We start from the raw sequence: 25177 nt of genomic DNA on the forward strand, positions 1-25177 counted from the left end.
TGGCGGCAAGTATACAGCCCCGAGACAGGTCGCACAGTCGGCTTTGGTCGGGGACCACCGATCCTTTATCAACTACCCATTTCAACAACGCGCCCTTATGATGTGCCCCAGTCTATTTACCCTGCGATGACCCATGGCCGATTCTGCTTTTTTCTGCACCCTGTCTCATGAAGGCGTTCTCGCGGTTCGCGGCGCGGATGCCGGAAAATTCCTGCAAGGCCAGTTGACCTGCAACCTCAATTACCTCAGCGACACTCGCGCCAGCCTCGGCGCCCGCTGCACGCAGAAAGGCCGGATGCAGTCGAGCTTCCGCATTCTGCTCGAAGGTGACGGCGTGGTTCTGGCGATGGCCAGCGAGCTGCTGGAGCCGCAACTGGCGGACCTGAAAAAATACGCGGTGTTCTCCAAATCGAAACTGACCGACGAAAGTGCCGCTTGGGTACGTTTTGGCCTGGAGCATGGCGATAACGCCTTGACTAGCCTCGGTCTGGACCTGCCGGAGGAAACCGACAGCGTTGTGCGTAATGAGAGTCTGATCGCGATTCGCGTCTCGCCGGATCGCGCCGAACTCTGGACACCGGCCGATCAGACTGACGCGATCAAAGCCAAATTGTCCGCAGCCCTGCCTGAAGCCGAGCTGAATCAATGGCTGCTGGGCCAGATTCGTGCCGGTATCGGTCAGGTCATGCCAAGTACCCGCGAGCTGTTCATCCCGCAAATGCTCAACCTGCAAGCCGTTGGCGGCGTGAGTTTCAAGAAAGGCTGCTACACCGGCCAGGAAATCGTCGCGCGCATGCAGTACCTGGGCAAACTCAAGCGTCGTCTGTACCGCTTGAGCCTGGACGCTGCTGACCTGCCAGAACCTGGCACACAACTGTTTGCACCAAGCCACAACAGCTCCATCGGCGAAGTGGTGCTGGCCGCCAAGGCCGGGCAAAACATTGAACTCCTGGCGGTGCTGCAGGCCGAAGCTGCCGAAGCCGGTGATTTGCATCTGGGCACCCTCGAAGGTCCCGCGCTGCATCTGCTCGACCTGCCTTACGAACTGGATCGCGACCGCGAAATCCAGCGCTGATCGCAGCATTTGTTGCAACACCCTAGAGAGTTTAAATGAGCGAACTGGCGGAAAAAGTCCAACAGGATTTGGTTGAGGCCATCGATAACGATGACCTGGTTCTGCCCACGTTGCCGGAAGTGGCCCTGCAGATTCGCAAGGCCGCTGAAGACCCGGAAATCAGCGTCAGCGACCTGAGCAAAGTCATCGGCCGGGACACGGCGCTGTCAGCGCGCCTGATCAAAGTGGTCAACAGCCCGCTGCTGCGCGCCGCACAGGAAGTCACCGACCTGCACACCGCCATCACCCGGCTGGGCATCAACTACAGCAGCAACCTGGCGATCGGCCTGGTGATGGAGCAGATCTTCCACGCCCGCTCCGAAGTGGTCGAACAGAAGATGCGCGAAGTCTGGCGCAAGAGCCTGGAAATTGCCGGGGTCAGTTACGCGTTGTGCCGCCGCTACACACAACTCAAACCCGATCAGGCAGCGCTCGGCGGGCTGGTGCATCAGATCGGCGTGTTGCCGATTCTGACCTACGCCGAAGATCACTATGAGCTGCTGTCGGATCCGGTCAGCCTCAACCATGTGATCGATCACATTCATCCGTTGCTGGGCGACAAGCTCCTGCGGGTCTGGGAGTTTCCGGAACGTCTGGTGGAGTTGCCGGGGCGCTATCAGGACTTCAAGCGCGATTCGACGGCCATCGATTACGTCGATCTGGTGCAAGTGGCGAGCCTGTATTGCCACAAGGACACTGATCATCCGTTTGCGCGGATTGATCCAATGACAGTTCCGGCGTTCAGGAAGCTTGGGATCGACCAGGAGAACAAGGAACTGTGCGCGGATCTGGAAGAGTCGCGGACGATGTTTTACTGATCCGAGACCGAGGCGCGCCCTTCGCGAGCAGGCTCGCTCCCACAGGAAAATGCATTCCAGAGTGGGAGCGAGCCTGCTCGCGAAGGGGCCAGCAAAACCACCACAATCACCCGGCTATAAAACTGACCCGCACCTTCAACCCCGCCTGCTCGCCATCATGCAAGCTGATCTGGGCCAGATGCGCTCGACAGATCTCACCGACGATTGCCAGCCCCAGCCCTGAGCCCGCCACCTGCTGATTACGTCGGTAGAACCGCTCGAACACGCGATCGCGATCCTCCAGCGGAATACCCGGCCCGTCATCTTCAACCTCAAGTACCGCCGGCGCGGTCACCCGTAGAATCACGTTGCCGCCCGGTGGGGTGTGCGCCAAGGCGTTGTCCACCAGATTGCTCAGCAGCTCATTCAGCAGGGTCGGCTCACCGCGCAGCCAGACCGGTTCGTCCGCCTCCAGCGCCAGCGCCACCCCGCGTTTGTGCGCCAGCGGTGCCATGGCCATGCCAAGTTCCCGGGCCAACTGACTCAGATCGAGCAACTGCGCGCCGCCCTCGGCAATCGCTCGGGCGCCGTTTTCAACGCGTGCCAGCGACAGCAACTGATTGGCCAGATGAGTCAGGCGATCAGTGCTTTGTGCCGAAGACTCCAGCGTCGAACGCCAGACTTCCGCATCGTTGGAGCGCAGGCCCAACTCAAGCCGCGCCTTCAGCGCTGCCAAAGGCGTACGCAACTCATGGGCCGCATCGGCGATGAACTGCGCCTGCCGTTCAAACTGCCCACGCAGGCGCTCGGTGAAATGGTTAAGTCCACGCACCAGCGGCCATAGTTCATGCTGCACTTCGACCAATGGCAACGGACGCAAGTCGTCGGGCTGACGCTCTTCCACCGCCGTGCGCAACCGCTCCAGCGGTCGCAACGCAGCACTGACCGCGAACCACACCAGCAACAACGCACCGATCGCCAACATACCCAGGCGCAGCAAAGTATCAGCCGCCAGACTGCGCGCCATACTCACCCGTGCCTCATCGGTTTCGGCGACGCGGATTTCCGCCATGCCGTTCATGTTCGGCTCGGTCACTGCTTTAAGCAGGCTGACCACACGCACGTTTTGCCCTTTGTAGGTGGCGTTGTAGAAGCGCGCCAACGCGGGGTAACTGTCGGTGCGTGGTGTCCCCGGTGGCGGCCCGGGCAGGTTTTCATAGCCGGAAATCAGCTTCTGATGGATGTCATTGACCTGATAGTAAATCCGCCCGGCGCTGTCATAAGCGAAAGTGTCGAGTGCCACGTAAGGCACATCGGCGCTCAATGTGCCGTCACGTTGCGACAGGCCTGCGGCGATGGTTCGCGCCGAGGCCAGCAGCGTGCGGTCGTAGGCGGTGTCGGCGGCTTCGCGACCATTCCAGTAGGCACTCAAGCCGCTGGCGAGCATCAGCACCACCAGCAGCAATGCAAGGTTCCACAGCAAGCGCCAGCGCAGGCTGCTGGGCTTATGCATCGCGGCTTTCCAGTAGATACCCCAGACCACGGAACGTCACGATCGCCACCGGTTGGCCGTCAAGTTTCTTGCGCAAGCGGTGCACGTAGATTTCGATGGCATCGGGGCTGGCCTCTTCGTCGAGACCGAACACCTGGGAGGCCAGTTGCTCCTTGCTCATCACCCGCCCCGGCCGGGCAATCAGTGCTTCCAGCACCGCTTGCTCGCGGGACGTCAACGTCAGCAATTCTTCGCCAAGGGTGAAACGTCGGGTGTCGAGGTCGTAGGCCAGCACGCCACAGCGCTGCTGGCGTTCGCCACCGAGCACACTGCGACGCAGCAAGGCTTTGACCCGCGCTTCCAGTTCGGTCAGTTCGAACGGTTTGGCGAGGTAATCGTCGGCGCCCAGATTGAGGCCGTGGACGCGATCCTTCACATCGCTACGCGCCGTCAGCATCAACACCGGCAGATTTTTTCCACGTGCCCGCAACCGCGCGAGGACCTCGAAACCGTCCATGCGTGGCAGGCCGACATCGAGGATCGCCACGGCGTATTCCTCACTGCCCAGCGCCAGATCGGCGGCCACGCCATCGTGCAACACATCCACGGTCAGACCGGTGCTCTTGAGCGCCTGCGCAACGCTTTCGGCCAATTGCAGATGGTCTTCGACGAGCAGAACACGCATGGATCTTTACCTCATTGAGTGATGGCCAACGCCACGCTTTGCCGCGGAGTTTACAGCCGCAACCGCCGCTGTGAAGCCCGAAAACCTTGAAAGTCTGCTGAAAGGTTAGCGAAAGGTTAGCTGGTTAGAGTCGGCCCACGGACAGTTCCGACTGCCGTCGCTGATGCCACACAGCGCAACGAAAAACGCCTCGAAGCGTTTTCGACCAATAAGAACAATAAACGGAGTACACCCGCATGCCGTCCATGCAGCCTCAGGCGTCCACGCCTGTTCGCCCTTCCCGTTTCAGCCACACCGCCCTCGTCAGTGCCGCCGCTCTTGCCGGTTTTTCGCCGTTGAGTTTTGCCGACTTCATTGAAGACAGCAGCGCCACCTTCGAAACCCGCAACATGTATTTCAACCGCGACTTTCGCGATGGCACCAGTGCCCAGCAGTCCAAGCGTGACGAATGGGCTCAAGGCTTCATGCTCAATCTGCAATCGGGATACACCGATGGCACCGTCGGGTTCGGTGTCGATGCGTTAGGCATGCTTGGCGTCAAACTTGATTCGAGTCCGGACCGCACCGGCACTGGCCTGCTGCCGACCCACGATGATGGGCGCGCGGCTGACGAATACTCGAAAGTCGGCCTGACCGGCAAAGTGAAAATCTCTGCCACGGAACTTAAAATCGGCAGCCTGATTCCTGAATTGCCGATCCTCAAACCGAACGATGGGCGCATTCTGCCGCAGACCTTTGAAGGCGGTTTACTGACCTCCAAAGAGATCAAGAACCTGACGTTCACCGGTGGCCGTCTGGAGAAAGCCAAGGATCGCGACAGCACCGATTTCGAGGACATCGCCCTCAATAACAAAAACAGCCGTTTTGCTGGCACCGCTGCCGGCAAGCATTTCGATTTTGGCGGCGTGGATTACAAGTTCACCGACAAGATCACCGGCAGTTACCACTTCGCTCAACTCGACGAAGTCTATAACCAGCACTTCTTCGGCCTGGTCGCCTCACGGCCAATGGGCCCGGGCACGTTTGCCACTGACCTGCGTTTCGCCGTCAGCGATGACCAAGGCGCAGCCCGTGGCGGCGAGATCGACAACCGCTCGCTCAACGGCCTGGTCAGCTATGCGCTGAGCGGCCACAAGTTCAGCGCCGGTTATCAGCACATGTCCGGCGACAGCGCCTTCCCGTATGTCGATGGCAGCGACCCGTATCTGGTCAACTTCGTGCAGATCAACGATTTCGCCGGCGCAGAAGAACGCTCCTGGCAGGCTCGCTACGACTTTGACTTCGCAAAGCTCGGCATTCCAGGCCTGAGCTTCATGAGCCGTTACCTGAGCGGTGACAACATCAAGCTCAAGAACGGTGAAGAAGGCAAAGAGTGGGAACGCAACACCGAGATCAAATATGTAGTACAAAGCGGCGCCTTGAAGGATGTCGCCGTGCGTTTGCGTAATGCCACTTACCGCTCCAACTACTCGGCTCGCGATGCAGACGAAGTGCGTTTGCTGGTGAGCTACAGCGTTGCGTTGTGGTAATGGCCGGCTGAAGAAAAACACGTCGAATAACAACAATGCCCGTGGAGAATCGAATGAACCTGTCACTGCGTAAAGTTGCACTGGCCGCCAGTTGCATCCTGTTTGCCGGCCAACTGATGGCTGAACCGAAACGTCCGGAATGTATCGCCCCCGCCTCCCCCGGCGGTGGTTTCGACCTGACCTGCAAACTGGTGCAGAGCGCACTGGTCAACGAAAAACTGCTGACCAAACCGATGCGCGTCACCTACATGCCCGGCGGTGTCGGCGCGGTGGCGTACAACGCCGTGGTCGCTCAGCGCCCTGCCGATGCCGGCACGCTGGTGGCGTGGTCGAGCGGTTCGTTGCTGAACCTGGCCCAAGGCAAGTTCGGGCGTTTCGATGAAACCAACGTGCGCTGGCTGGCAGCGGTTGGCACCAGCTACGGCGCCATCGCGGTGAAAAGCGATTCGCCCTACAAGACCCTCGACGATCTCGTTCAGGCTCTGAAGAAAGATCCAAGCTCGGTGGTGATCGGTTCCGGCGGCACCGTCGGCAGCCAGGACTGGATGCAAACCGCCCTGATCGCCAAGGCTGCCGGGATCAACCCGCGTGACCTGCGTTACGTCGCCCTCGAAGGTGGCGGCGAAATCGCCACCGCCCTGCTCGGCGGACACATCCAGGTCGGCAGTACCGACATCTCCGACTCCATGCCGCACATCCAGAGCGGTGACATGCGTCTGCTCGCAGTGTTCGCCGACAAGCGTCTCGACGAGCCGGAAATGAAAGACATCCCGACCGCGCGCGAGCAAGGCTACGACATCGTCTGGCCGGTAGTGCGCGGCTTCTACCTGGGGCCAAAAGTCAGCGACGAAGATTACGCCTGGTGGAAAGACTCGTTCGACAAACTGCTGGCCTCGCCGGAGTTCGCCAAGCTGCGCGATCAGCGTGAACTGTTCCCGTTCGCCATGACTGGCCCGGAACTGGACACCTACGTGAAGAAGCAGGTCGCGGACTACAAAGTGCTGGCCAAAGAGTTCGGCCTGATCCAGTGATCGTCCCTGTCTAGCGGCTGCGTTCCCGCTGACGGGGACGCAGCACAGGAGCTCCCATGCTTATTCAACGCATTTTCGCCTCCGTGTTGTTGCTGGTTTGCGCCGGCCTGGCACTGATGGCGTGGCCGTACCAAGCGGCTTTTTCCTACGAACCGGTGGGCCCGCGCGCCTTCCCTCTGCTGATGCTCGGCCTGATGGGCGCGGCGCTGCTGTACATGGTGTTCCGCCCGGCGCCGATCAAACACAGTGAAGACGAGCCGCCACTGGATCGCGAAACCCTGACCAAGATCGCCATTTGCGTCGCACTGCTGCTGGTGTTCGCCGGCCTCTTCGAACCGCTGGGTTTCATCCTCAGCAGCATCCTCATCGGCATTCCGATGGCGCGCCTGTATGGCGGTCGCTGGATGCCGAGCATCGTGGTGACGACGCTGATGGCCATCGGTCTGTACCTGCTGTTCGACCGTGTGATGGACGTTCCGCTGCCCCTTGGCCTGCTCGACGTGCTGGAGAACTGATATGGATACCCTCGGTTATTTGGGTCAAGGCTTCGGCGTCGCGCTGAGCCCGTACAACCTGGTCACGGCCCTGACTGGCACACTGATCGGCACTGTCGTCGGCCTGCTGCCGGGCCTCGGTCCGATCAACGGCGTGGCACTGCTGATTCCGATTGCCTTCGCCCTCGGCCTACCGCCGGAGTCGGCGTTGATCCTGCTCGCGGCGGTATATCTGGGCTGCGAATACGGCGGGCGGATCAGCTCGATTCTGCTGAACATTCCGGGCGAAGCGTCGACCGTGATGACCACCCTCGACGGCTACCCGATGGCCCGCAAAGGTCTGGCCGGTGTAGCGCTGTCGCTGTCGGCGTGGAGTTCGTTTATCGGCGCGTTTATCGCCACCTGCGGCATGGTGTTGTTCGCGCCGCTGCTGGCGAAATGGGCGATTGCCTTTGGGCCGGCGGAATACTTCGTGCTGATGGTGTTTGCGATTGTCTGTCTCGGCGGCATGGCCGGTGATCGACCGTTGAAAACCTTTATCGCGGCGTTGATCGGCCTGTTCCTGTCGAGCGTCGGCATCGACGCCAACAGCGGCGTTTACCGCTTTACCGGTGACAACATTCACCTGACTGACGGCATTCAATTCGTCGTGCTGGTGTTGGGCCTGTTCTCGGTCAGTGAAATTCTGTTGCTGCTGGAGAAAACCCATCGCGGCCAGGAAGCAGTGAAAGCTACCGGCCGGATGATGTTCAACTTCAAGGAAGCGTCTTCGGTGTTCGTGGTGAACATCCGTTGCGGCCTGCTCGGTTTCATCATGGGCGTATTGCCGGGTGCCGGCGCGACGCTGGCCAGTGCCGTGGCCTACATGACCGAAAAACGCATCGCCGGCGCCAGCGGCAAATTCGGTCAGGGTGATGCCCGTGGCCTCGCCGCGCCGGAAACCGCCATTGGCGCGTCGGCCTGCGGTGCGCTGGTGCCAATGCTGACGCTGGGCGTGCCAGGTTCGGGCACCACGGCGGTGATGATCGGCGCGCTGTCGCTGTACAACATCACCCCGGGCCCGCTGCTGTTCCAGCAACAACCGGACATCGTCTGGGGCCTGATCGCCTCGTTGTTCATCGCCAACATCATGCTGGTGATCCTCAACATTCCGATGATCCGCATCTTCACCCGCATCCTCGCGGTGCCGAACTGGGCACTGGTGCCGGTGATCGCGATCATCACCGGGATCGGCGTCTACGCGGTGCACGCCACCACGTTCGACCTGTTCCTGATGGTCGGCATCGGTATCTTCGGCTACATCCTGCGCAAACTCGACTTCCCGTTGTCGCCAGTGCTGCTGGGCTTCATCCTCGGTGGTCTGATGGAGCAGAACCTGCGTCGTGCGCTGTCGATTTCCAACGGCGCGCTGGAAATCCTCTGGTCGAGCCCGATCACCTTCGGTGTCTGGGTGCTGACCGCGATCATGCTGCTGATGCCGCTGCTGCGCATCTGGCGCAAACGTTCGGTCGCGCGTCGCGCCATTGCCGATGTTTGATCGCGCCTCACTGAAATCCTGGTGGGGAACCCCGCTGGTCGGTCTGCTCGGCGGTTATCTCGCCAGTCAGATCGGCTGGCCACTGCCGTGGATGGTCGGCTCGTTGCTGGCGATCATCCTCGTGCGCTGCCTGACCCCGTGGCAACTCACGGAAATCCCTGGCGGCCGCAAGTGCGGCCAGTGGATTGTCGGCATTGGCATCGGCCTGCACTTCACCCCGGTGGTGATGGAACAGGTGCTCAGTCATTTCGGATTGATCTTCTTCGGCGCGCTGGTCACCAGCCTGTCGGCGGTGGTCGGTGTGTGGTTGATGCGCCGTACTGGCGAGGATCGCGCCACGGCGTTTTTTTCCAGCATGCCGGGGGGGTCCGGGGAGATGGTCAACCTCGGCGCGCGCAACGGCGCGATGCTCAGTCATGTTGCGGCGGGGCAGAGTTTGCGCGTGCTGGTGGTGGTGTTGTGCGTGCCGGCGGCGTTCAAGTATTTGCTTGGCGATGGCACACCGATTTCTCATGCCGGCAGCGTCGATTGGCGCTGGCTGGCGATTTTGTTTCCGGCAGGTGGTTTGCTTGCGTGGCTCTGGCAGCGTTTGCGTCAACCCAATCCGTGGTTGTTCGGGCCGTTGCTGGTGAGTGCGGCGGTGAGCATTGGCTGGGATCTGCACATTGGCTTGCCCAATGGCGGCAGTCAGATTGGCCAGTGGTTGATTGGCAGCGGTTTGGGTTGCCACTTCAATCGGCAGTTTTTCCGTCGCGCGCCATCCTTTATGGGGCGGACGTTGATTGGCACGGCGTTGACCATGTTGATCGCCTCACTGGCGGCGTTGGGCTTGAGCGCGCTCACTCATCTGGATCTGCGTTCACTGACGCTGGGCATGATGCCTGGCGGCATCGCCGAAATGAGCCTGACGGCGGAGACGCTGCAACTGTCTGTGCCGCTGGTGACAGCGATGCAGGTGATGCGATTGTTGTTTGTGCTGTTTCTGGCGGAGCCGTTGTTCAAGTACTGGAATCGTAATCCCGAATAAGACCGCGTCGCCCCCATCGCTGGCAAGCCAGCTCCCACAGGTTCTTGTGGCTGCCACAGATTTTGTGCACACCACAACACCCTGTGGGAGCTGGCTTGCCAGCGATGGGGCCCTTCAGACTGACATCAAATCGGCGGCAAACGCCACTCGATCGGCGTCTCGCCATTCTGCTCGAGAAACTTGTTGGTCCGGCTGAAATGCCCACAACCCAAAAACCCGCGATACGCCGACAGCGGCGACGGATGCACCGACGTCAGCACCAGATGCTTGGTCGCGTCGATCAGCTTTTGCTTGCTCTGCGCATGGGCGCCCCAAAGCATGAACACCAGATGCGGCTGGCGCTCGCTGACCAGCTCAATGATCCGATCAGTAAAGAACTGCCAGCCCTTGTCCTTGTGCGCATTGGCGTTGGCGCGCTCGACGGTCATGGTCGTGTTGATCATCAGCACGCCCTGATCGGCCCAGCTCTGCAGGTAGCCGTGATTGGGAATGTCGATGTTGAGGTCGCGCTTCAACTCTTTATAGATGTTGACCAGCGACGGCGGTGCCGGCACGCCCGGTTGCACCGAGAAGCACAAACCGTGGGCCTGCCCCGGGCCGTGATACGGGTCCTGGCCGAGGATTACCACCTTCACTTTATCCAGCGGCGTCGAGTTCAAGGCATTGAAAATCATCGGCCCCGGCGGATAGATTTCCTTGCCGGCCGCCCGCTCCTGCTGCAGAAACTGGCGCAACTCTGCCATGTAAGGCTGGTCGAATTCAGCACGCAGTGCCTCCTTCCAGCTCGGTTCGAGTTTGATACGGTCGTCAGCAGTCATGGTCATACCCGGCAAAAACAATGGGGCGAACCCTAGGAAAGCCGACCACGCTTGTCAATTGATCTGACGCAGATCCGGCACTTTCCCACACAACGATCATACTGATCGTTCAAATTCCCGATCGAGGTCACGATGAATCTGCACTTCGAAGAACTCACCGGCACCGACGGCGCCCGCATCGGTATCGCCAGCCTGGATGCTGAACAATCGCTGAACGCGCTATCGCTGTCGATGATCAACGCCCTCAGCGACAAACTGAACGCCTGGGCCAAGGATCCGCAAATCGTCTGCGTGCTGCTGCGCGGCAACGGCGCCAAGGCCTTCTGCGCCGGCGGCGAGGTGCGCAGCCTGGTCGAGGCCTGTCGTGCTCACCCCGGCGAGGTACCCCCGCTGGCCGCGCAGTTTTTCAGCGCAGAATATCGTCTGGATTACAGCCTGCACACCTATCCGAAACCGCTGATCTGCTGGGGCCATGGTTACGTGCTCGGCGGCGGCATGGGCTTGCTGCAAGGCGCGAGTACGCGGATCGTCACGCCGAGCAGTCGTTTGGCCATGCCGGAAATCACCATTGGTCTGTATCCGGACGTCGGCGCCAGTTGGTTTCTCGCCCGGCTGCCGGGCAAGCTCGGCTTGTTTCTGGGCCTGACCGGTGCGCACATGAACGGCCGTGATGCGATCGATCTGGATCTGGCCGATCGCTTCCTGCTCGACGAACAACAGCCGCAACTGATCGAAGGCCTGTTGCAACTGAATTGGCAGGAACAGACCGACATGCAACTCAACAGCCTGCTCAAGGCCCTGCAGCAGGAAGCCGTGGCGCAGTTGCCCGAGGCGCAGTGGCTGCCACGGCGGCAGCAGATCGACGAACTGCTCGACGTCAGCGATGTGGCCTGCGCCTGGAAAGCCATCAGCCTGCAGCGCGACAGCAGCGATCCGTTGCTTGCCCGGGCAGCGAAAACCATGAGCGAAGGCTCGCCGCTGACCGCGCATCTGGTCTGGGAACAGATCATCCGCGCCCGGCACATGTCGTTGGCCGAAGTCTTTCAGATGGAGTACACCCTGAGCCTCAATTGCTGCCGGCATCCGGAGTTCAGCGAAGGGGTTCGCGCGCGGTTGATCGACAAGGATCAAAAGCCGCACTGGCACTGGCCGGATATCAACAATGTGCCGGATGCGGTGGTTGACGCGCACTTTCACAAGGTTTGGGAGGGGCGGCATCCGTTGGCGGATTTGACGCAGTATTGAACTGACGCGATGCTCGCGATGACGACTGGATTCCCATCGCGAGCTGGCTCAATCAGTCGCCATACGACTCAGACATTCAGCTCGTAAAACTGAATGATCTCCGTCATCGCCCGCTGCGCTTCTTCGTCGCCCTTTATCAAAATGTCTTCGACATCCCTCAATGGCGGAAGCGGGTGCAGACGTTCAGCAATCTGCATCGCGCTGTAGTCTTGAGTCGCTGTTCCTTCGCTGGCTCTTATGAAGCCGATTGCGCTTTCGCCTGCGGCAAAATGATTGGAAACCCGGATTTTCGGTGCCATGCCGTAATCCACCACGATCACCAGATCATCGCGCTCACGGTGAAACTTCAAGCTGTCGATCGTCAGCCTGCGTTCGGAAAAGTCGATCCCGTCAAGGCCGTCTCCGCGATTGATGATCACGTCCCTGCCGAGGCCATCGTATCGGTAGATATCATTTCCGGCGCCGCCGGTCAGCGTGTCATTGCCCGGCCCACCCAACAGCAGATCATCACCGGGGCTGCCCGTGAGCACGTCATCCCCTTCCATGCCTCGGATTTCCCCCGCGCCGCTTATCGTGTCGTTGCCTCGACCACCGACTAACGGCAGCGCCCGTCCGTCTCGCAGAGACGTAAAACGCGTTGAATTGTTAACGGTTACACCCGTATGAAAAGTCTCGGGCGCAGGGCCCAGCTGACTTGACTCCAAGAGTTGTTTCAAACTCACGACCGACCCATCGGCGAAATTCAAGAGCTCAATCCCGGCCCCCTCAAGTTCACCGTTGAGGGGCAGGACGATGCGAACTTTCTGTATCCCACCCCAATTGATATCGAGTGTCGGATGGAGCATTTTCGCTCTTGGCGGATTGCGGTGTGCCCCGCGACCAGGGTTGGGTTCCAGCGCGACATGTGTGGTTTCTATCAGCGCAGCACCCCAGCTCAATTGCAGTGCATTGCGCTGCGCATCTGCTGGAAGGACGACCGTGTCCTGATCGATCAATCCGTACTTGTCTTTCCACCCCGCTGCGCCAACTTCTGCTCGGTGGAAAAAAGGGTTCGGCACATCCGCAATCGTGGTAGTTGCTCCGGCGTGCGCTTGCACGATGTAGGTGTCGGCACCGTCTTCACCGTAAAGCCAATCATCCCCTGCCCCGCTGACCAGATAGTCGGCGCCCTCGGAGCCCAGCAAGGTATCGTCACCTGCACCTGCGGATAAAAACGCGCCCGGTGTTCTGTCGCCGATAGTACCGTAGTCAAGTGGGGAGCCTGCATAAGCGACAATCAGATCGTCTCCCGCGCCGCCGTGAAAAACGTTTTCCACTTCAACGTTGACTCGCCCGCCGACATCGTCGCCAGGAACGATTTTGCGTTTGATCGTTTCAGTTGTGACATCCCAGCGAAACGCCTTGGGCACCGTTTCCCCCGAACCGAAGCTTACTGCCGGATAGATGTACCAGCCCTCAAGCGCGCCGGATTCCTTACGGTCTTCAACCAATACATCTCCGGTATTGAATGAAAAGCCATTGGCCGAGCCGGATCGATAATAGCGAGGCGCCTGACTCGAAGAGGCTATCGCCCCATCGGCTTTCACCTGCTTATGTTCGACACGGGTTGTGGTTTTCGACTGCCTTTCACTGACCACGGCATGCCCTGCATCAACCTTCATCCATGGCGGCGCGTCAGACAGTGCTCCCGTTTCGACGCCGTCATCGCTCAGCTCGGTGTGAGTGATGTAACCGGTGTCGCTAGTCGTGATATGACTGCGAACCCAGACGCCTTGATCACTCAAGGTGAAACCTGTGGCGTGTTTGCGGGCGTAGCGCTTGGATTTGATTTGCGCGAGGAATTTTTCAGTCCAGTCAACGGGGTGATCAGATGCCACAGGGCGTTGCGCCGCGATGGTTACATCGTCTGGCTGGACCGGATCTTCAACTTTGCTTTGCTGGATTCCTGAGGCGGTTACAACTTCCGGTACAGGTGACTCGGGCACCTTTATCGGCGGCAATGTTTTGCGCAGGACATCCTCATAATCAAGTACAACGCCATCGCTGAAACTGAATGTGGAATCCTTCCACTGCTCGTGACTCTTGATGAGTATCGCGTCGCCCGCGCCGTTGGCCAGCCGCAATACCGTGCCGACGGCAACTTCAATAATGTCGGCTTTCAGACTTTGTGCGGAAAAGCCTGCGCCGAACCTGATGATGTTGCAGCCGCCGGCATCGGTAACAATATCCAGACCATCGCCAGCGCCGAAATAGTAAACATCAGCGCCGTCACGGCCTTCCAGCACGTCGTTACCGGCACCGCCATCAAAAACGTTATTGCCGGAATCGCCGCGAAGGTGGTCTACGCCCTCCCCGCCCAATAACGTGTCGTTGCCACCACCGCCCAGCAAGGTATCGTTGCCTGATCCACCGTCCAGATAATCTGCGCCGTGTTCGGCCTCGGCTGTCTGCTCATAGTCGCCGGATAAAATGTCATCATCAGCGCCGCCATAAAGCGTGTCGGCGCCCAAGCCGCCCAAAAGGGTATCGTTTCCTTCATCGCCTTGAAGGTAATCATTGTTGATTCCACCTGACTGCAGGTTGGACACATCGCCATCCATCGCGTCAGCTCCTGCCCCACCGATCAGGGTATCGGAGCCACCCATTCCCTGAAGTGTGTCATCGCCCGCTCCACCATCAAGTAAATCATTGCCGTGATAACGAACCGGATGCTCAGCATAATCCCCGGCCAGCGCGTCGTTACCTTCACCTCCGAGCAGCAGATCATCCGCCCCACCGCCCCAGAGCTTGTCGTCTCCTGCACCACCGTCCAGCAGGTCATTTCCAAAAAAGTGGGCGGCGTCCCCGGCAACGCCGTTCAGTACATCGTCATCCCCCTTGAGAGTGTCATTGCCTGAGCCACCATAAATCGCATCGGCTCCACCGTTACCAGTGAGCCAATCATCGCCACTGCCACCGTCCAATACATCGTTGCCATGGTGTTTGCTTTGCAGGCCACCGCCCCAGTCGAGGTTATCGCCCATCATTGTGTCGTTACCGCTTCCTCCGGCCAGCGTGTCATTTCCACCATCCCCCGAAAGAAGATCATCTTCAGTTCCGCCATCAAGCAGGTCCTCGCCCCATCCACCATTGAGAACATCACGACCGCCCTGGCCGTAGAGAACATCGTTATCACCCTGCGTCGGACTGTTGAAGGAGGCCTTTGAAAAGACAGTTCGGTGACTGGTGACACCACCATCTATAAGAACGTCGACGCGTTTGAATCCCCATTTCTGCTCCAGCGCGCCGGTCGTTTCATCGCCTGATAAAATGTCATCCCCCGCACCTCCAATCAGCGTATCCCGATCGTTACCGCCCAGAAGCACGTCCTGGGACGCCGTACCGATGAGCAAATCGTGGCCGGCGCCTCCATCAAGCCAATCACCTCGAGCTGTTTTCCCTTTAACGTCGCCAGCGGCCATGGCTTTTTCGAGCGTCGTCTGTTTATCCCCAAACAATTGATCGTTTCCATCCTTGCCGAACAATCGATCAGAACCGCCAAGTCCGAGAATGACGTCGTCCCTGGCAGAGCCGTAAAGCACATCGGCCTTGTTTCTCTGTTTTACGTTGGCCAATAGCAAGGCGTTGCCCAGCTCATCGTATGAGAACTGATCCCCGGGCACATTGGGGTCGAAATCTTTCGCTTTCCAGTCGCCCTTAAGAACCAGATCGGGAGCAGAGACCGTATGGCCTTGGTATTCAGGAAGTCGGATGCCAAGCAGCCCGGAGCGGAAGTTCTTGATAACGACGAGGTCGTTCAGGCCATATTTGATGTTGAGCGTGGGTTCAGTGAGTTCTTCGATGAGGGTCAGGGTGATGGCCTGATCCTCGGTCGACCAGATATTGCCCAAAGGGGCGCAACGTTTGAGTGAAGGAATCGGCGAGCCGTTGATCCATAGCTGCCCATTTGGGGTGGCGTCGAAGATTTCATCGATGCCATCACCGCTGGAAAACTCATAGCGGTCGCTGCCCTCGCCACCGATCAAAGAGTCGTTACCCTTTCCTCCGACCAGAACATCATCACCGGCCATTCCGTGCAGCGCATCATTGCCGTCGCCTCCGGCAAGCAAATCGTTGCCGCGTCCCCCCTCAATGACATCGTGACCTGCCAGCCCGTTGATCGTGTCATTGCCCGCGCCACCATAAAGATGATCAGTGTTCGCACCGCCCGCGAAAGACCGCGCGCCGTCATCACCGAACATGACCAGCGAGTTCAACACACCCGTGGTCATCGGCACCTGTTTGGCTGAGGCGAGATCGGAGTAGGAAAACTTCTGCAGCGAGTGTTCTCCAAACGAGCGCTGAGTTCGGGCAATCAAACGGGCCAACATCTGCGCACGATCGGTAAGCCATTGCGCGGTAATGAAACCTTCGCCAGTCAGCGGATCGTAGAGCTCCAGTCCGCGTCCGGGGTAACCGTCAGCTCGCTCAAGGACGATTTCACTGAGTTGCTTCAGGGAATTGCGCAGCGCTAGGCCGATGGGTGTCGACTCGCCAGCCAGTTTTGCCCATGAATTCGCGTTTCCGTATTCACCTATTGATCGGGTGACGATGCTTTGGGACTGCTCTGGTGGAAATGCCGAGAAGAATGCGTAAGCGTTGGTGGCGAAGCTTTCATCGGTGGTAGGTGGCGCTGCTGAATCGCCGTCGTAGGTGCGCTTGAACATGTCCAGAAATTCGTTCTGGCCGTAACGCAACATCAGGTCGACCACGGCGGAAACCGGCGTGCCTTTCACGACATGCTGAATCAGGGGATTGAGGCTGCCACTGGCGAGCGCGATATTGATTTGCTCCGGCACGACAGAAAGCAGACTTTGCAATGGATTGATGCCGAAATTGCTGATCGCCGCTCGCAGGCCGACACTGTATGAATCGATGGCGAACAGAATATTTTTATAGTCATCGAGCCTGTTGGCTTGTGCCTGAATTGGTGGGCCGCCATCTTCCCGCTCCGCATCACCAGCGGAGATTAATCTCCAGGTTTCATAGGGTGGCATTCCACCCAGCAGGCTGAACCCGACTGTCCCGGACCAACCGGCGTTATGGCTCACGGCTGTATCTTTCTCTCCGCAAGCCTCACTAAACAGTGCCTTGCCGATCGCACTGGCATCAATCTCTGCAATCTGGCTGATGGACGGCACCGTCCAGGGTGCCAGTCGACCGGCGAGAGATCCGTCGATCAAGGTATTGATGAAATTGGCGGCGACCTGATTCGATGACAGTTGCATCAGCTCTTCACTGAAGATTTTATTCAATCTCAGTTCACCTTGCCGCGACGTATAACCGCGAATCAGGGCGGAGTAGGCACCGTTTCCACCGTTGGCATCAATGGCCACGGCAAGCCAGAGCCTGGCACTTTTCAGAATTTCTCCCGCTTCTTGATCGACAGCGGTAACCTCAGAAACTCTTTTGCCGATAATATCGAATAGCTTTTGATACAGGGGAGCGCAGTTAGCCCCCGCTATTCCCAGTGCCTCGTACTCAATTTTTTTTGAGAGAAGCCTCATACCTTTGCAAATATTGGCTGCGTTAAAGATCGCTGTTTTTTCCATATCGCTAAAAACATAACTCATCGTTACTTCCTTGTAATAACTGAGCGTGAAAGATAATCACTGAGAAACTTGAGCATCTCAGGTGCTTCGCGTAGTGACGATAGACCGAGGTCTACGCTGCCGTGCCCCCCAGAAAAGTCAAAGCTATCCAGATTGACAGTGCAGAAAAAGTTCAACTTGCCAAAATCCAGATTTTCCAATTCTGCTCTGCTGAGCCTTGCCAATTTTTCGTCAGTCAGTTGTTCCTCGGAAGCCGGGCGAATCAAACCGTCACAGTCTATCAACCGAGGGGTGCCATCACGCCGCGGCCAGCCAGTAATGACAAACGTTCTGACGGAATCCACATTCTTGAAATGCGGCGGCGGAGCATCCAGCCAAATCTCTAACCCCGGATAATTTTTCAACTTCACAATCAACTCATCCGGCCAGTTGATGTGGCGATAGCCCCGTTTATGAGGCTCGGTGGTTTCTTTTTTTGTATAAAGCCCGGCGTTCAGTTTATAAAGACGCCAACTTTCAGGAATCGACTTCAGGCTCTGATCCTGGTACCGGCGCAAGCCCGTCCCGGTCCACCAGAAATGCCCCTTGAGCGTATTGGCCAGACACGCTTTCTTATTCGCCAATTCAGGCATGCCCACATAAAACTCCGGGACCAGAGTCTTATCCACATAGCTGCCGCCCAGTATGGGCACCTGCTTCAGACTCGCCAGCTTCTTTTGACAGGCCTCCTGATCCGCGTAATAGATTGCCATCGCCTCGGCGACTTCTTCTTTACGGATATAAAAATCAACCACGCAGTAACAGACATAAATAAACAATCCGTATTTCAACAACGTCTTAAACCATTTAACCCATTGCTTACGCGACATCCCGAGCATTTCAAAGCTCCCGGTCAAACTGAGTTTCAGGCTGTTTCTTGAGATGTCCGGACATCGCGCTTTCAAATAGCTCAAAGTAGTATTTAGTGCCGTACTCCACATCAAATCTGCTCGCCGTCAACTTCGCGGCGCTGCGCAGGCTGTCGTACTCATCAACGGAATCAAGAACCTTGGTAATACGTTTGGCGATACCGTGATGATCGAAGAAATCCACCAGCATTCCATTGTGACCATCGACGATCACCTCCCTTACCGGAGCCGTATCTGACGCTACTACCACACACCCAGCCGCCATCGCCTCCAATAACGACCACGACAAAACAAACGGATACGTCAAATAAACATGAATCTTTGAGCAGTCCAGAATCGCGCGGTAAGTCCGGTAAGGAAGCTTCCCAGTGAAATGAACGGTGGAATGATCGAAACTTACCTCTGCCTGCATCCTGCTGCGCCAATTTGCATAGCCAACCGGCTTACACCCATAACTGACGTCATCACCGCCCACTACGATTATCTGCGCATCGGGACACTCAGCCTGAATATGCGGGATCGCTCGCATAAAACTGTGAAACCCGCGATAAGGCTCAAGATTCCTCGCGACATAAGTAACGATCGGCTGCCCGGCTCTCAGCTCGACGCCATTGGGCAACCTGACGGCCCCAACTTTCGCCAAGCAAGAACTTTGAATGACGCCCTCGTGAATAACCCGAATGGCCGACTGATGAGCGGCCGGAAACAGACTGCGCTGCCACCGCGTAGGCGCAATGGCAATGTCACATTGTTCGAGATTCAAAAGATGCAGCGAATTGAGCACTCGCAGCCTTGATGACTCTCTTGTGGCTCGCGGGAATTCAGGGTCGAACCCAGAGTCCGCGCCCTGCGCTCGATAGTAATATTCGCAATAGTGAATAAGCGGCGTGTCAGGATAGACATCCTTGACGAAGAGCGTTTCCCCCCATCCGGGATGAGCAAGAATCACGTCCGGCCGATAACCCGAATGTTTCAGTCGGCTCAGAATTTGAAAAACTTTCTCTCCATCATTCACCGCTTGTTCGTAACGGATCAGATAGGGGTGAATAGCGCCCGCTGCTCTGCTGGCAGCGCGATATCGATATAGGTTCACCCTTGGGATACCCGGCGCCGTATCCCGACCTATCGCCAAAACCTCGTAACGCCTTTCAATCGCCGCCAGCACCACGTGACGGAACTGGCCCGGAAAGTTTTGGTGAATCACAAGAAGCTTCATAGCGGCATCGTCCTTTTATTCGCCGCTAATGAACTGAGTTTTGCTCACCTCGATCGGCAGGAACAAACGCTAACAAATGCAAGAAAATGAAACTGTAGGAAGCGTCCGGGAATGCCCTAGGAGAAGGCTAATGGGACGACTTTTCGACGGGCATAAAAAAGCGGTGCGGCACCCGTTGGCGGATTTGAGGGTTTACTGAGCCTATCGCCGGATTGGACAGGAAGTCCGTTTACATCCTCTCCGGCCGCGCGACACTGGGCTCATCTGACCTGTACGCAAAGTCTCACACTTGGTTTATGGCGTTTGTTCACGGAGTGTTTTTACTCTCGTGAACGCTTGAAGCGCCCCCCGCGTTTCCCAAGGACGACTCTTTGACTATGGACAGTCTCATGACGGGCAATACCCTCGTAATCACACCTTCGCAGATTCACCCGCTCCCCCTTGACGATCAATCCACGCCAGAACCTGACGACATCGACTCGTCAAACGCAGGTGCCGGCAGTGCCATCCGGCAACCGCTGGGTAATCCGGGTGGGGCATTGTCCTGGCCGATTCCACTGAGTCCAGACGAACAACGGCGCTTGCGCCTGATCACGATGAATCATGCGCACCATTTGGGCGATCAGCCACTGGTGATGCAAACCAAGGGCGGTGTGCTGGAGTTTCTGCGCTATCGCTGCCCACTCCCGGATAACATCGTGAACGATCCGGCCTGGATACTTGAAACCCTGCTCGGCTGTGCGCAAGGGCAACTGATGGGCAGAGCTTTGCAACAGAAAATGCAAGGCATTGACAGCGCAAGCAGTGCGATCGATTACCTGCTGGCGGGCATCACACTGCAGCTGGACCCCGAATCGATCACAACCCCTGATCGGCACAAAACAGCCGGCTTTGATCTGGCCAGTGATCGGCATTGGGGTCGGCACGCCTCTGAAGTTGCAGGTGAACTGGCTGCTCATTTAAGCCGTGAAGGTAGAACCAGCGCTGACTTGGCGAAAGCCGGTGCGTACCTTTTGTTGGCCAGGCTGGCCCCGCAGTTTCTGATTGCAGAGACTCCTCAGAATGTGAAAGTTGGCAGTCTGGCTTGGGCCAACCTGACCATGGCAGCAATGGCCATCGAAGCTCAAACACCGGGCAAAGTCCCCGGCCTGACGTTTGCCCAGGTCATGAGCATGGCGCAAAGTGCCCGCCTGGCAGACCCTGCGTCTACCCAGCGCATTCAGACAGCTGCAGTACTCGATTGGGCCGTGGCCAACGAAATCATCCTGAAAATAAACGATGACAGCTACACCGCCGGACAACTTGAAACGATAAGAGCGACATTTAACCAGGAGCTGGATGAGCGGCTTGCTGCCGCCAGAGTACTGGACAAGGAATTACCGACACGAAAAGACATTGCCCTGGCCATATTGATGGAGCGATTTGGCGATTTGGGTCCGCTTTTCGAAGTCAAGGCACTCCACACAGATACATATCGTGGCGAGCGTGGACAGACGGGTTTTAGTGGCATTCATTCGCTACTGGATTACGCGATGATGGATTTGCCGAATCCACGGCCGCTGGCATCGAGTGACTCGCGTATTCCCTTGGAGGCATTGAACAGTAACCCGACATTTGGCGTGCGGGAGGCTTTCGAACAGCAATTCACGCGCGCCATCGAGGCTAAAAAAACCGCTGTCAATACAACGGTCAGGCACATGATCTCCCTGCTCCCACGAGAGGACCGAAAGAATTTCGAGTTTGGAAAAGTCAGCTTTTTTCAGCAAGGATCATTTTTGTCAGATGGCTTTTTCAACCATACCCCCTGCCCGAACGCGCCCGGACTGCTCATTGGAACGCAGTTGAGCGGCCACTTCCACGCGTATGAAATCAACATCAATAAAGACACGATCGAACGCATAGCCCCGCACAAGGCAAAGCATCAGGATTCCAGGGAAGCCAACAAATATTTTACGACCAGAGAGCTTGTCCCCCGTGAGGCGGCAAATGAACTGGGTCGTGAGCGCACCGTCAGCGAATCACTTTTGAACAGTTTCAACAGCGCTCGGTCCCGTGCGATTGCCGATACCTTTGTACAACATCTTGATCTGGATGACCCCACAATCAAAGAGCTGGCACGCGGGCAGACGCCTATGGACGAATATTACCGGCCCAAGGCGCTGGGGGAGTTTTTGTTGAACCTGATTCCCTTCAGGTCCGCCATCGTCAATTTTCAGAAGGGCAACTACGGCGAGGCGGTATTTGATCTCACAGTGGATGTATTCGGTTTTCTCACTGCGGGCGCCGCCACTGCCGGAAAATTGATCAGGATCGGCAGGACAGCTCTTTCCGCCGGGACCAAGGCACTGAAGACTGTTCATGTTATCGGCGTCACCACCATCGAGGTGCTCAACCCGGTGGGTGGCCTGGGTAATCTGGCCAGACTCCTCGCTACCGGCGGCGCTCATCTACTCTCCCGAGGTGCCAAAACCGTCAACCGGCTCAGGGGCGCCGCTGACAGCTACGACGTATTGAAAGCTGTCAGCACACAATATGATGCGGCGGCAACAGGCACCATAAAAGTGGCTGGCCAGACTGTGGAAGGCGCCGCCGTGTTGAAGAATGGTCACTGGTATTCATTTGATGCCAACACGATGCGACCTTATGGCAGCCCGATCGAGGAGTTCGCGGTCGCCACCCAGGCGGTCGCCGGCAGAGTGATCACTTCACACGTCGATGAGTTACTCGAGCTGAGCCATGATCTGTTCGGGCATTACGGTGTGCCCGAGTCCACAATCACCGGGCTCTCTCGCAACAGCCAAGGGGTATATGTTGCCGCCGATGGGCATCTCTCCCACATACGCCATACCGATAGCAGCGGTAAATCGGCGGTGTACGAGGTCAGACAGATCACTCGCACGGAAGACGGCATTGTGCAGGCGCGGGTCTATCACAATAACCGGCAAACCGAATTGCTGATTCAGCATCTCCGGGATGAGCAGTGGCAACGACTGGGCGCACAAGGGGCTGGGCGGGAGATTACCGCATTGCATTTGCGGATATGGGAAGGATTGTCGACGGCGCAACAGCAACAAGTTACTCGCAGCGGCTTCGCCCGACAGTATCTGCTACCTCGCAAAACATTTGAGTATTACGTCAAGCCTGATGGCCAATTGAACGCCACGGGCGTGCTGGTGCGCGACCGCCCCGTTGACACGCCATTCAATCTGCCGAGCGAAGCGCATGTCCGCGAATGGCAGAAAATGACGCAGAACGCCCGTGACGTAATGACCATGGGCGGATTTGCCGGTCTGCATCACCTGAACCCGGCAACCTTCAGAAGTTACGTCAGGGCCGACGGTCGCCTGGGGCCGGCTGGCGAAGTGCTGCTGCACAGAGCGGCCGGGGGTACCTATAACCCATTTACAGATGACTATCTGCACCAGTGGAATGCGCTCTTCAGGCAGCCGGACAACGCGATGACAGCCACGCAGTTCATGCATCAACATCAGCTCAACCCCTTCATATGGCAGAAGCACGTCAAGCAAGATGGATCGCTGACAGAGGAAGCTGTCAAACGTCTCGATAAGGCGGGACAAAACATCGATCAGCCTGTCTCGCTTCAGCAAGCAGAAGCGCAGGTGATTCGGCAGATCGAGGTGCCCGGCAAGAGTCCGAAGGGCAAGACCCAGAGGGTCACTGCCGAGCACCTGCGGCGATGGGAGGCACTGCCTCAAGCAGAACAGCAGCAGCTAACCCGAGAAGGCTTTGCACTGCAGAATAATCTGCCGCGAAAAACATTCGAGTACTACGTGAAGCCTGACGGCCGATTGAGCGAAACCGGCGTACTCGTACGCGACCGTCCGACAGACAAAACCTTCAATCGGACAAGCGAAACGCACGTCCGTGATTGGCAAAACATGACTCAGCAAGAGCGTGACACCATCACAATTCAAGGATTTTCCGGTCATCATTATCTTCAACCAGAGACCTTTGCGGGCTATGTGTACGCCAATGGAAGCTTGAGGCCAGCCGGACAATCGCTACTGCACCGCGCGGCCGGTGGCACCTATAACATTTTGACCGATGAACATTTGCGTCAGTGGTACGGGCTTTCCAGACAGCAAGACAACACCCTCACGGCAGAAGATTTTGTCCGTCGGCACTCACTCAATCCTGCTACATGGCAATCGAAAGTCAAAATCGATGGAACCCTCAGAACCGCAGCCTTACGGCGTATCGAAAGCGGAGCACAAAGCACAAGAGTGCGCAAACAAAGGATCACTACCGAACATTTGCGGAACTGGCTGGCGTTACCGCAAGCGGAGCGACAGAGCCTCACCCGCGCAGGCTTTGCCCGACAGAACAATCTGCCGCGGAAAACATTTGAGTACTACGTGAAACCTGACGGCGAGTTGAGCGCGACCGGCATATCAGTACGTGACCGTCCTGCCGACCTGGCCTTCAACCAGCCGGATGAAACACATGTCCGTGACTGGCAGAAGATGTCTCAGCAGGAGCGAGACACAATGACCGTGGAAGGTTTTGCCGGTCATCATCATCTTCATCCGAATACACTTTACAGTTATGTCCGGGCCGATGGAGGTCTGGGGCCAAGGGGGCAGGCCTTGATGCACAAGGCCGCAGGCCATACTTACAACGCAATTACCGACGAACATTTACGCCGCTGGGACGTGCTTTTCAGGCTTGCGGACAACACCCTCTCGGCGGCAGCGTTCGGGCGCCAGAACGGACTCGATCCCCGCCAATGGATGAGCTACGTCAACATTGACGGCACGTTAAAAGACACAGCCTTGCGACGTCTCGAAGGAGTGGGGCAAAGTACCCTGCCACGCCTTGAAGACCAGCCCCCTGAAACGATTGCGCCACAAAAGCGCCCGGCGCCGGTCTCGCTGGACTCACCGCAACCGAAGAAGCCCGCCGAGGCGCCAGAGCGTGTCGACGAAATTCCAGGCCCCTCTTCCGACATCTTGCCAGTCACCATCAAGATTGAACCTGGGGCTTCCTCGTCGTTGCCTCATCAAGCCGACAACACATTGCCGATCCTGCAAGACCCGCAAAACCCGACAATCAGCCGGACCTTATCCGTAGAGGGGCCGATTGATGACATCCGTATCGCCAACTGGAGTGGCCTGCTTGACGGTCTCGATAGCGCAAGCAAACAACACGTATCAACTCAGATCAAGGAATCGATCAAAGACTGGTTGCGTACCGAAGGGCAGCATCAGGCGAGGTTTGATCAGACTCTGGAAGTGCTCACGGCCCTGGATGACGGTGGACCCAATCGCGGCGCGTCGGTATGGGCGCGCCGCGATATTGCCAAATTTGAGGTGCTTGGACCGTACGCGGGCAAATTCCACGAATCAGAAGCGTCATTGTTTCGGGAGATACGCAAACAAGGTTCACGGGCTGTACTGACCTATTTGTTCGGCACACGTTCGGGCAATCGCTCAGTGAGTGCGCTGCACACGGGCAATACCCTGAGCCTGATCAATACCTCGCAACTGGGCAATGGCCCGGCATGGAGGTCGAATAACGTCATTACCATCGCCGCGGGGAAAAACCTGACCTTCTACGTGGCGCTGAATGACATTCGCAAGGGAGATGAATTACTGGTGGATTACGGCCTGTCCTACAAGCCGGTGCCTGATATAGCGATCAAACCGGACCCTAGTCGCTGATCATCAGATTCA

15 protein-coding genes are annotated in these 25177 nt (G+C 57.7%); 9 read left to right on the forward strand and 6 right to left on the reverse strand.

The window, feature by feature from the left end; all coding sequences use genetic code 11:
* Positions 1-133 precede the first annotated feature (133 nt).
* Together CKW38_RS21285 and CKW38_RS21290 are read left to right on the forward strand one after the other, a co-directional pair.
* Positions 134-1075 carry a folate-binding protein YgfZ gene (locus tag CKW38_RS21285; protein WP_095113790.1) on the forward strand — a complete coding sequence of 314 codons (942 nt, stop codon included), beginning with the start codon at positions 134-136 and terminating at the stop codon, positions 1073-1075.
* A 35-nt stretch (positions 1076-1110) separates the two neighbouring features.
* The gene (locus CKW38_RS21290; protein ID WP_007911420.1) at positions 1111-1932 is read left to right on the forward strand and encodes an HDOD domain-containing protein; all 822 of its coding nucleotides are present in this window, start codon (positions 1111-1113) and stop codon (positions 1930-1932) included.
* Positions 1933-2038: 106 nt separating this feature from the next.
* Here the strand turns inward: CKW38_RS21290 and CKW38_RS21295 are convergent, their stop codons facing one another.
* Together CKW38_RS21295 and CKW38_RS21300 are read right to left on the reverse strand one after the other, a co-directional pair.
* On the reverse strand, positions 2039-3424 hold the full coding sequence (locus CKW38_RS21295; protein WP_007911421.1) for a sensor histidine kinase: 1386 nt from the start codon (positions 3422-3424) through the stop codon (positions 2039-2041).
* Positions 3417-4088, reverse strand: a complete 672-nt coding sequence (locus CKW38_RS21300; protein WP_007911422.1) for a response regulator — start codon at positions 4086-4088, stop codon at positions 3417-3419. The genes CKW38_RS21295 and CKW38_RS21300 overlap by 8 nt, the downstream gene beginning before the upstream one ends.
* Positions 4089-4324: 236 nt before the next feature.
* On the opposite strand from CKW38_RS21300, the gene CKW38_RS21305 reads away from it, so the two are divergent.
* The 5 genes from CKW38_RS21305 to CKW38_RS21325 are packed head-to-tail and all read left to right on the forward strand — an operon-like array spanning position 4325 to position 9706.
* Positions 4325-5617 (forward strand): OprD family porin, encoded by a 1293-nt coding sequence (locus CKW38_RS21305; protein ID WP_007911430.1) that lies wholly within the window; start codon positions 4325-4327, stop codon positions 5615-5617.
* Positions 5618-5670: 53 nt separating this feature from the next.
* Positions 5671-6648 (forward strand): tripartite tricarboxylate transporter substrate binding protein, encoded by a 978-nt coding sequence (locus CKW38_RS21310; RefSeq protein ID WP_007911432.1) that lies wholly within the window; start codon positions 5671-5673, stop codon positions 6646-6648.
* Between the two features lie 56 nt (positions 6649-6704).
* Entirely contained in the window at positions 6705-7163 is a 459-nt protein-coding gene (locus tag CKW38_RS21315; protein ID WP_007911434.1) for a tripartite tricarboxylate transporter TctB family protein, read from the forward strand.
* Between the two features lies 1 nt (position 7164).
* Positions 7165-8679 carry a tripartite tricarboxylate transporter permease gene (locus tag CKW38_RS21320; protein ID WP_007911435.1) on the forward strand — a complete coding sequence of 505 codons (1515 nt, stop codon included), beginning with the start codon at positions 7165-7167 and terminating at the stop codon, positions 8677-8679.
* Positions 8672-9706: an AbrB family transcriptional regulator gene (locus CKW38_RS21325; RefSeq protein ID WP_095113791.1), complete on the forward strand. Its 1035-nt coding sequence runs from the start codon at positions 8672-8674 to the stop codon at positions 9704-9706. Before CKW38_RS21320 ends, CKW38_RS21325 begins: the two co-directional genes overlap by 8 nt.
* A gap of 125 nt (positions 9707-9831) precedes the next feature.
* Here the strand turns inward: CKW38_RS21325 and ung are convergent, their stop codons facing one another.
* Positions 9832-10524, reverse strand: a complete 693-nt coding sequence (gene ung, locus CKW38_RS21330; protein WP_007911441.1) for a uracil-DNA glycosylase — start codon at positions 10522-10524, stop codon at positions 9832-9834.
* A 132-nt stretch (positions 10525-10656) separates the two neighbouring features.
* On the opposite strand from ung, the gene CKW38_RS21335 reads away from it, so the two are divergent.
* Positions 10657-11769: an enoyl-CoA hydratase/isomerase family protein gene (locus CKW38_RS21335; RefSeq protein ID WP_095113792.1), complete on the forward strand. Its 1113-nt coding sequence runs from the start codon at positions 10657-10659 to the stop codon at positions 11767-11769.
* Between the two features lie 68 nt (positions 11770-11837).
* Here CKW38_RS21335 and CKW38_RS30540 read toward each other — a convergent pair whose 3' ends face one another.
* The 3 genes from CKW38_RS30540 to CKW38_RS21350 are packed head-to-tail and all read right to left on the reverse strand — an operon-like array spanning position 11838 to position 19484.
* Positions 11838-17381 (reverse strand): calcium-binding protein, encoded by a 5544-nt coding sequence (locus tag CKW38_RS30540; RefSeq protein ID WP_095113793.1) that lies wholly within the window; start codon positions 17379-17381, stop codon positions 11838-11840.
* 2 nt (positions 17382-17383) lie between these two features.
* The gene (locus CKW38_RS21345; protein WP_095113794.1) at positions 17384-18238 is read right to left on the reverse strand and encodes a hypothetical protein; all 855 of its coding nucleotides are present in this window, start codon (positions 18236-18238) and stop codon (positions 17384-17386) included.
* 1 nt (position 18239) lies between these two features.
* Positions 18240-19484: a glycosyltransferase family 4 protein gene (locus CKW38_RS21350; RefSeq protein WP_095113795.1), complete on the reverse strand. Its 1245-nt coding sequence runs from the start codon at positions 19482-19484 to the stop codon at positions 18240-18242.
* Between the two features lie 389 nt (positions 19485-19873).
* Here CKW38_RS21350 and CKW38_RS21355 point away from each other — a divergent pair, with 389 nt between their 5' ends.
* Complete coding sequence (locus tag CKW38_RS21355) at positions 19874-25165, forward strand: SET domain-containing protein-lysine N-methyltransferase (protein WP_095113868.1); 5292 nt, start codon at positions 19874-19876, stop codon at positions 25163-25165.
* The last annotated feature ends 12 nt before the right edge of the window (positions 25166-25177 follow it).

The sequence above is a fragment of the Pseudomonas sp. Irchel 3H7 genome, from assembly GCF_900187605.1.
GTDB lineage: Bacteria > Pseudomonadota > Gammaproteobacteria > Pseudomonadales > Pseudomonadaceae > Aquipseudomonas.

Bases quoted from the DNA above. Each gene is read 5' to 3' on its own strand.
- CKW38_RS21285 (WP_095113790.1), top strand. From the start codon at position 134: ATGGCCGATTCTGCTTTTTTCTGCACCCTGTCTCATGAAGGCGTTCTC.
- CKW38_RS21290 (WP_007911420.1), top strand. From the start codon at position 1,111: ATGAGCGAACTGGCGGAAAAAGTCCAACAGGATTTGGTTGAGGCCATC.
- CKW38_RS21295 (WP_007911421.1), bottom strand. From the start codon at position 3,424: ATGCATAAGCCCAGCAGCCTGCGCTGGCGCTTGCTGTGGAACCTTGCA.
- CKW38_RS21300 (WP_007911422.1), bottom strand. From the start codon at position 4,088: ATGCGTGTTCTGCTCGTCGAAGACCATCTGCAATTGGCCGAAAGCGTT.
- CKW38_RS21305 (WP_007911430.1), top strand. From the start codon at position 4,325: ATGCCGTCCATGCAGCCTCAGGCGTCCACGCCTGTTCGCCCTTCCCGT.
- CKW38_RS21310 (WP_007911432.1), top strand. From the start codon at position 5,671: ATGAACCTGTCACTGCGTAAAGTTGCACTGGCCGCCAGTTGCATCCTG.
- CKW38_RS21315 (WP_007911434.1), top strand. From the start codon at position 6,705: ATGCTTATTCAACGCATTTTCGCCTCCGTGTTGTTGCTGGTTTGCGCC.
- CKW38_RS21320 (WP_007911435.1), top strand. From the start codon at position 7,165: ATGGATACCCTCGGTTATTTGGGTCAAGGCTTCGGCGTCGCGCTGAGC.
- CKW38_RS21325 (WP_095113791.1), top strand. From the start codon at position 8,672: ATGTTTGATCGCGCCTCACTGAAATCCTGGTGGGGAACCCCGCTGGTC.
- ung (WP_007911441.1), bottom strand. From the start codon at position 10,524: ATGACTGCTGACGACCGTATCAAACTCGAACCGAGCTGGAAGGAGGCA.
- CKW38_RS21335 (WP_095113792.1), top strand. From the start codon at position 10,657: ATGAATCTGCACTTCGAAGAACTCACCGGCACCGACGGCGCCCGCATC.
- CKW38_RS30540 (WP_095113793.1), bottom strand. From the start codon at position 17,381: ATGAGTTATGTTTTTAGCGATATGGAAAAAACAGCGATCTTTAACGCA.
- CKW38_RS21345 (WP_095113794.1), bottom strand. From the start codon at position 18,238: ATGCTCGGGATGTCGCGTAAGCAATGGGTTAAATGGTTTAAGACGTTG.
- CKW38_RS21350 (WP_095113795.1), bottom strand. From the start codon at position 19,484: ATGAAGCTTCTTGTGATTCACCAAAACTTTCCGGGCCAGTTCCGTCAC.
- CKW38_RS21355 (WP_095113868.1), top strand. From the start codon at position 19,874: ATGACGGGCAATACCCTCGTAATCACACCTTCGCAGATTCACCCGCTC.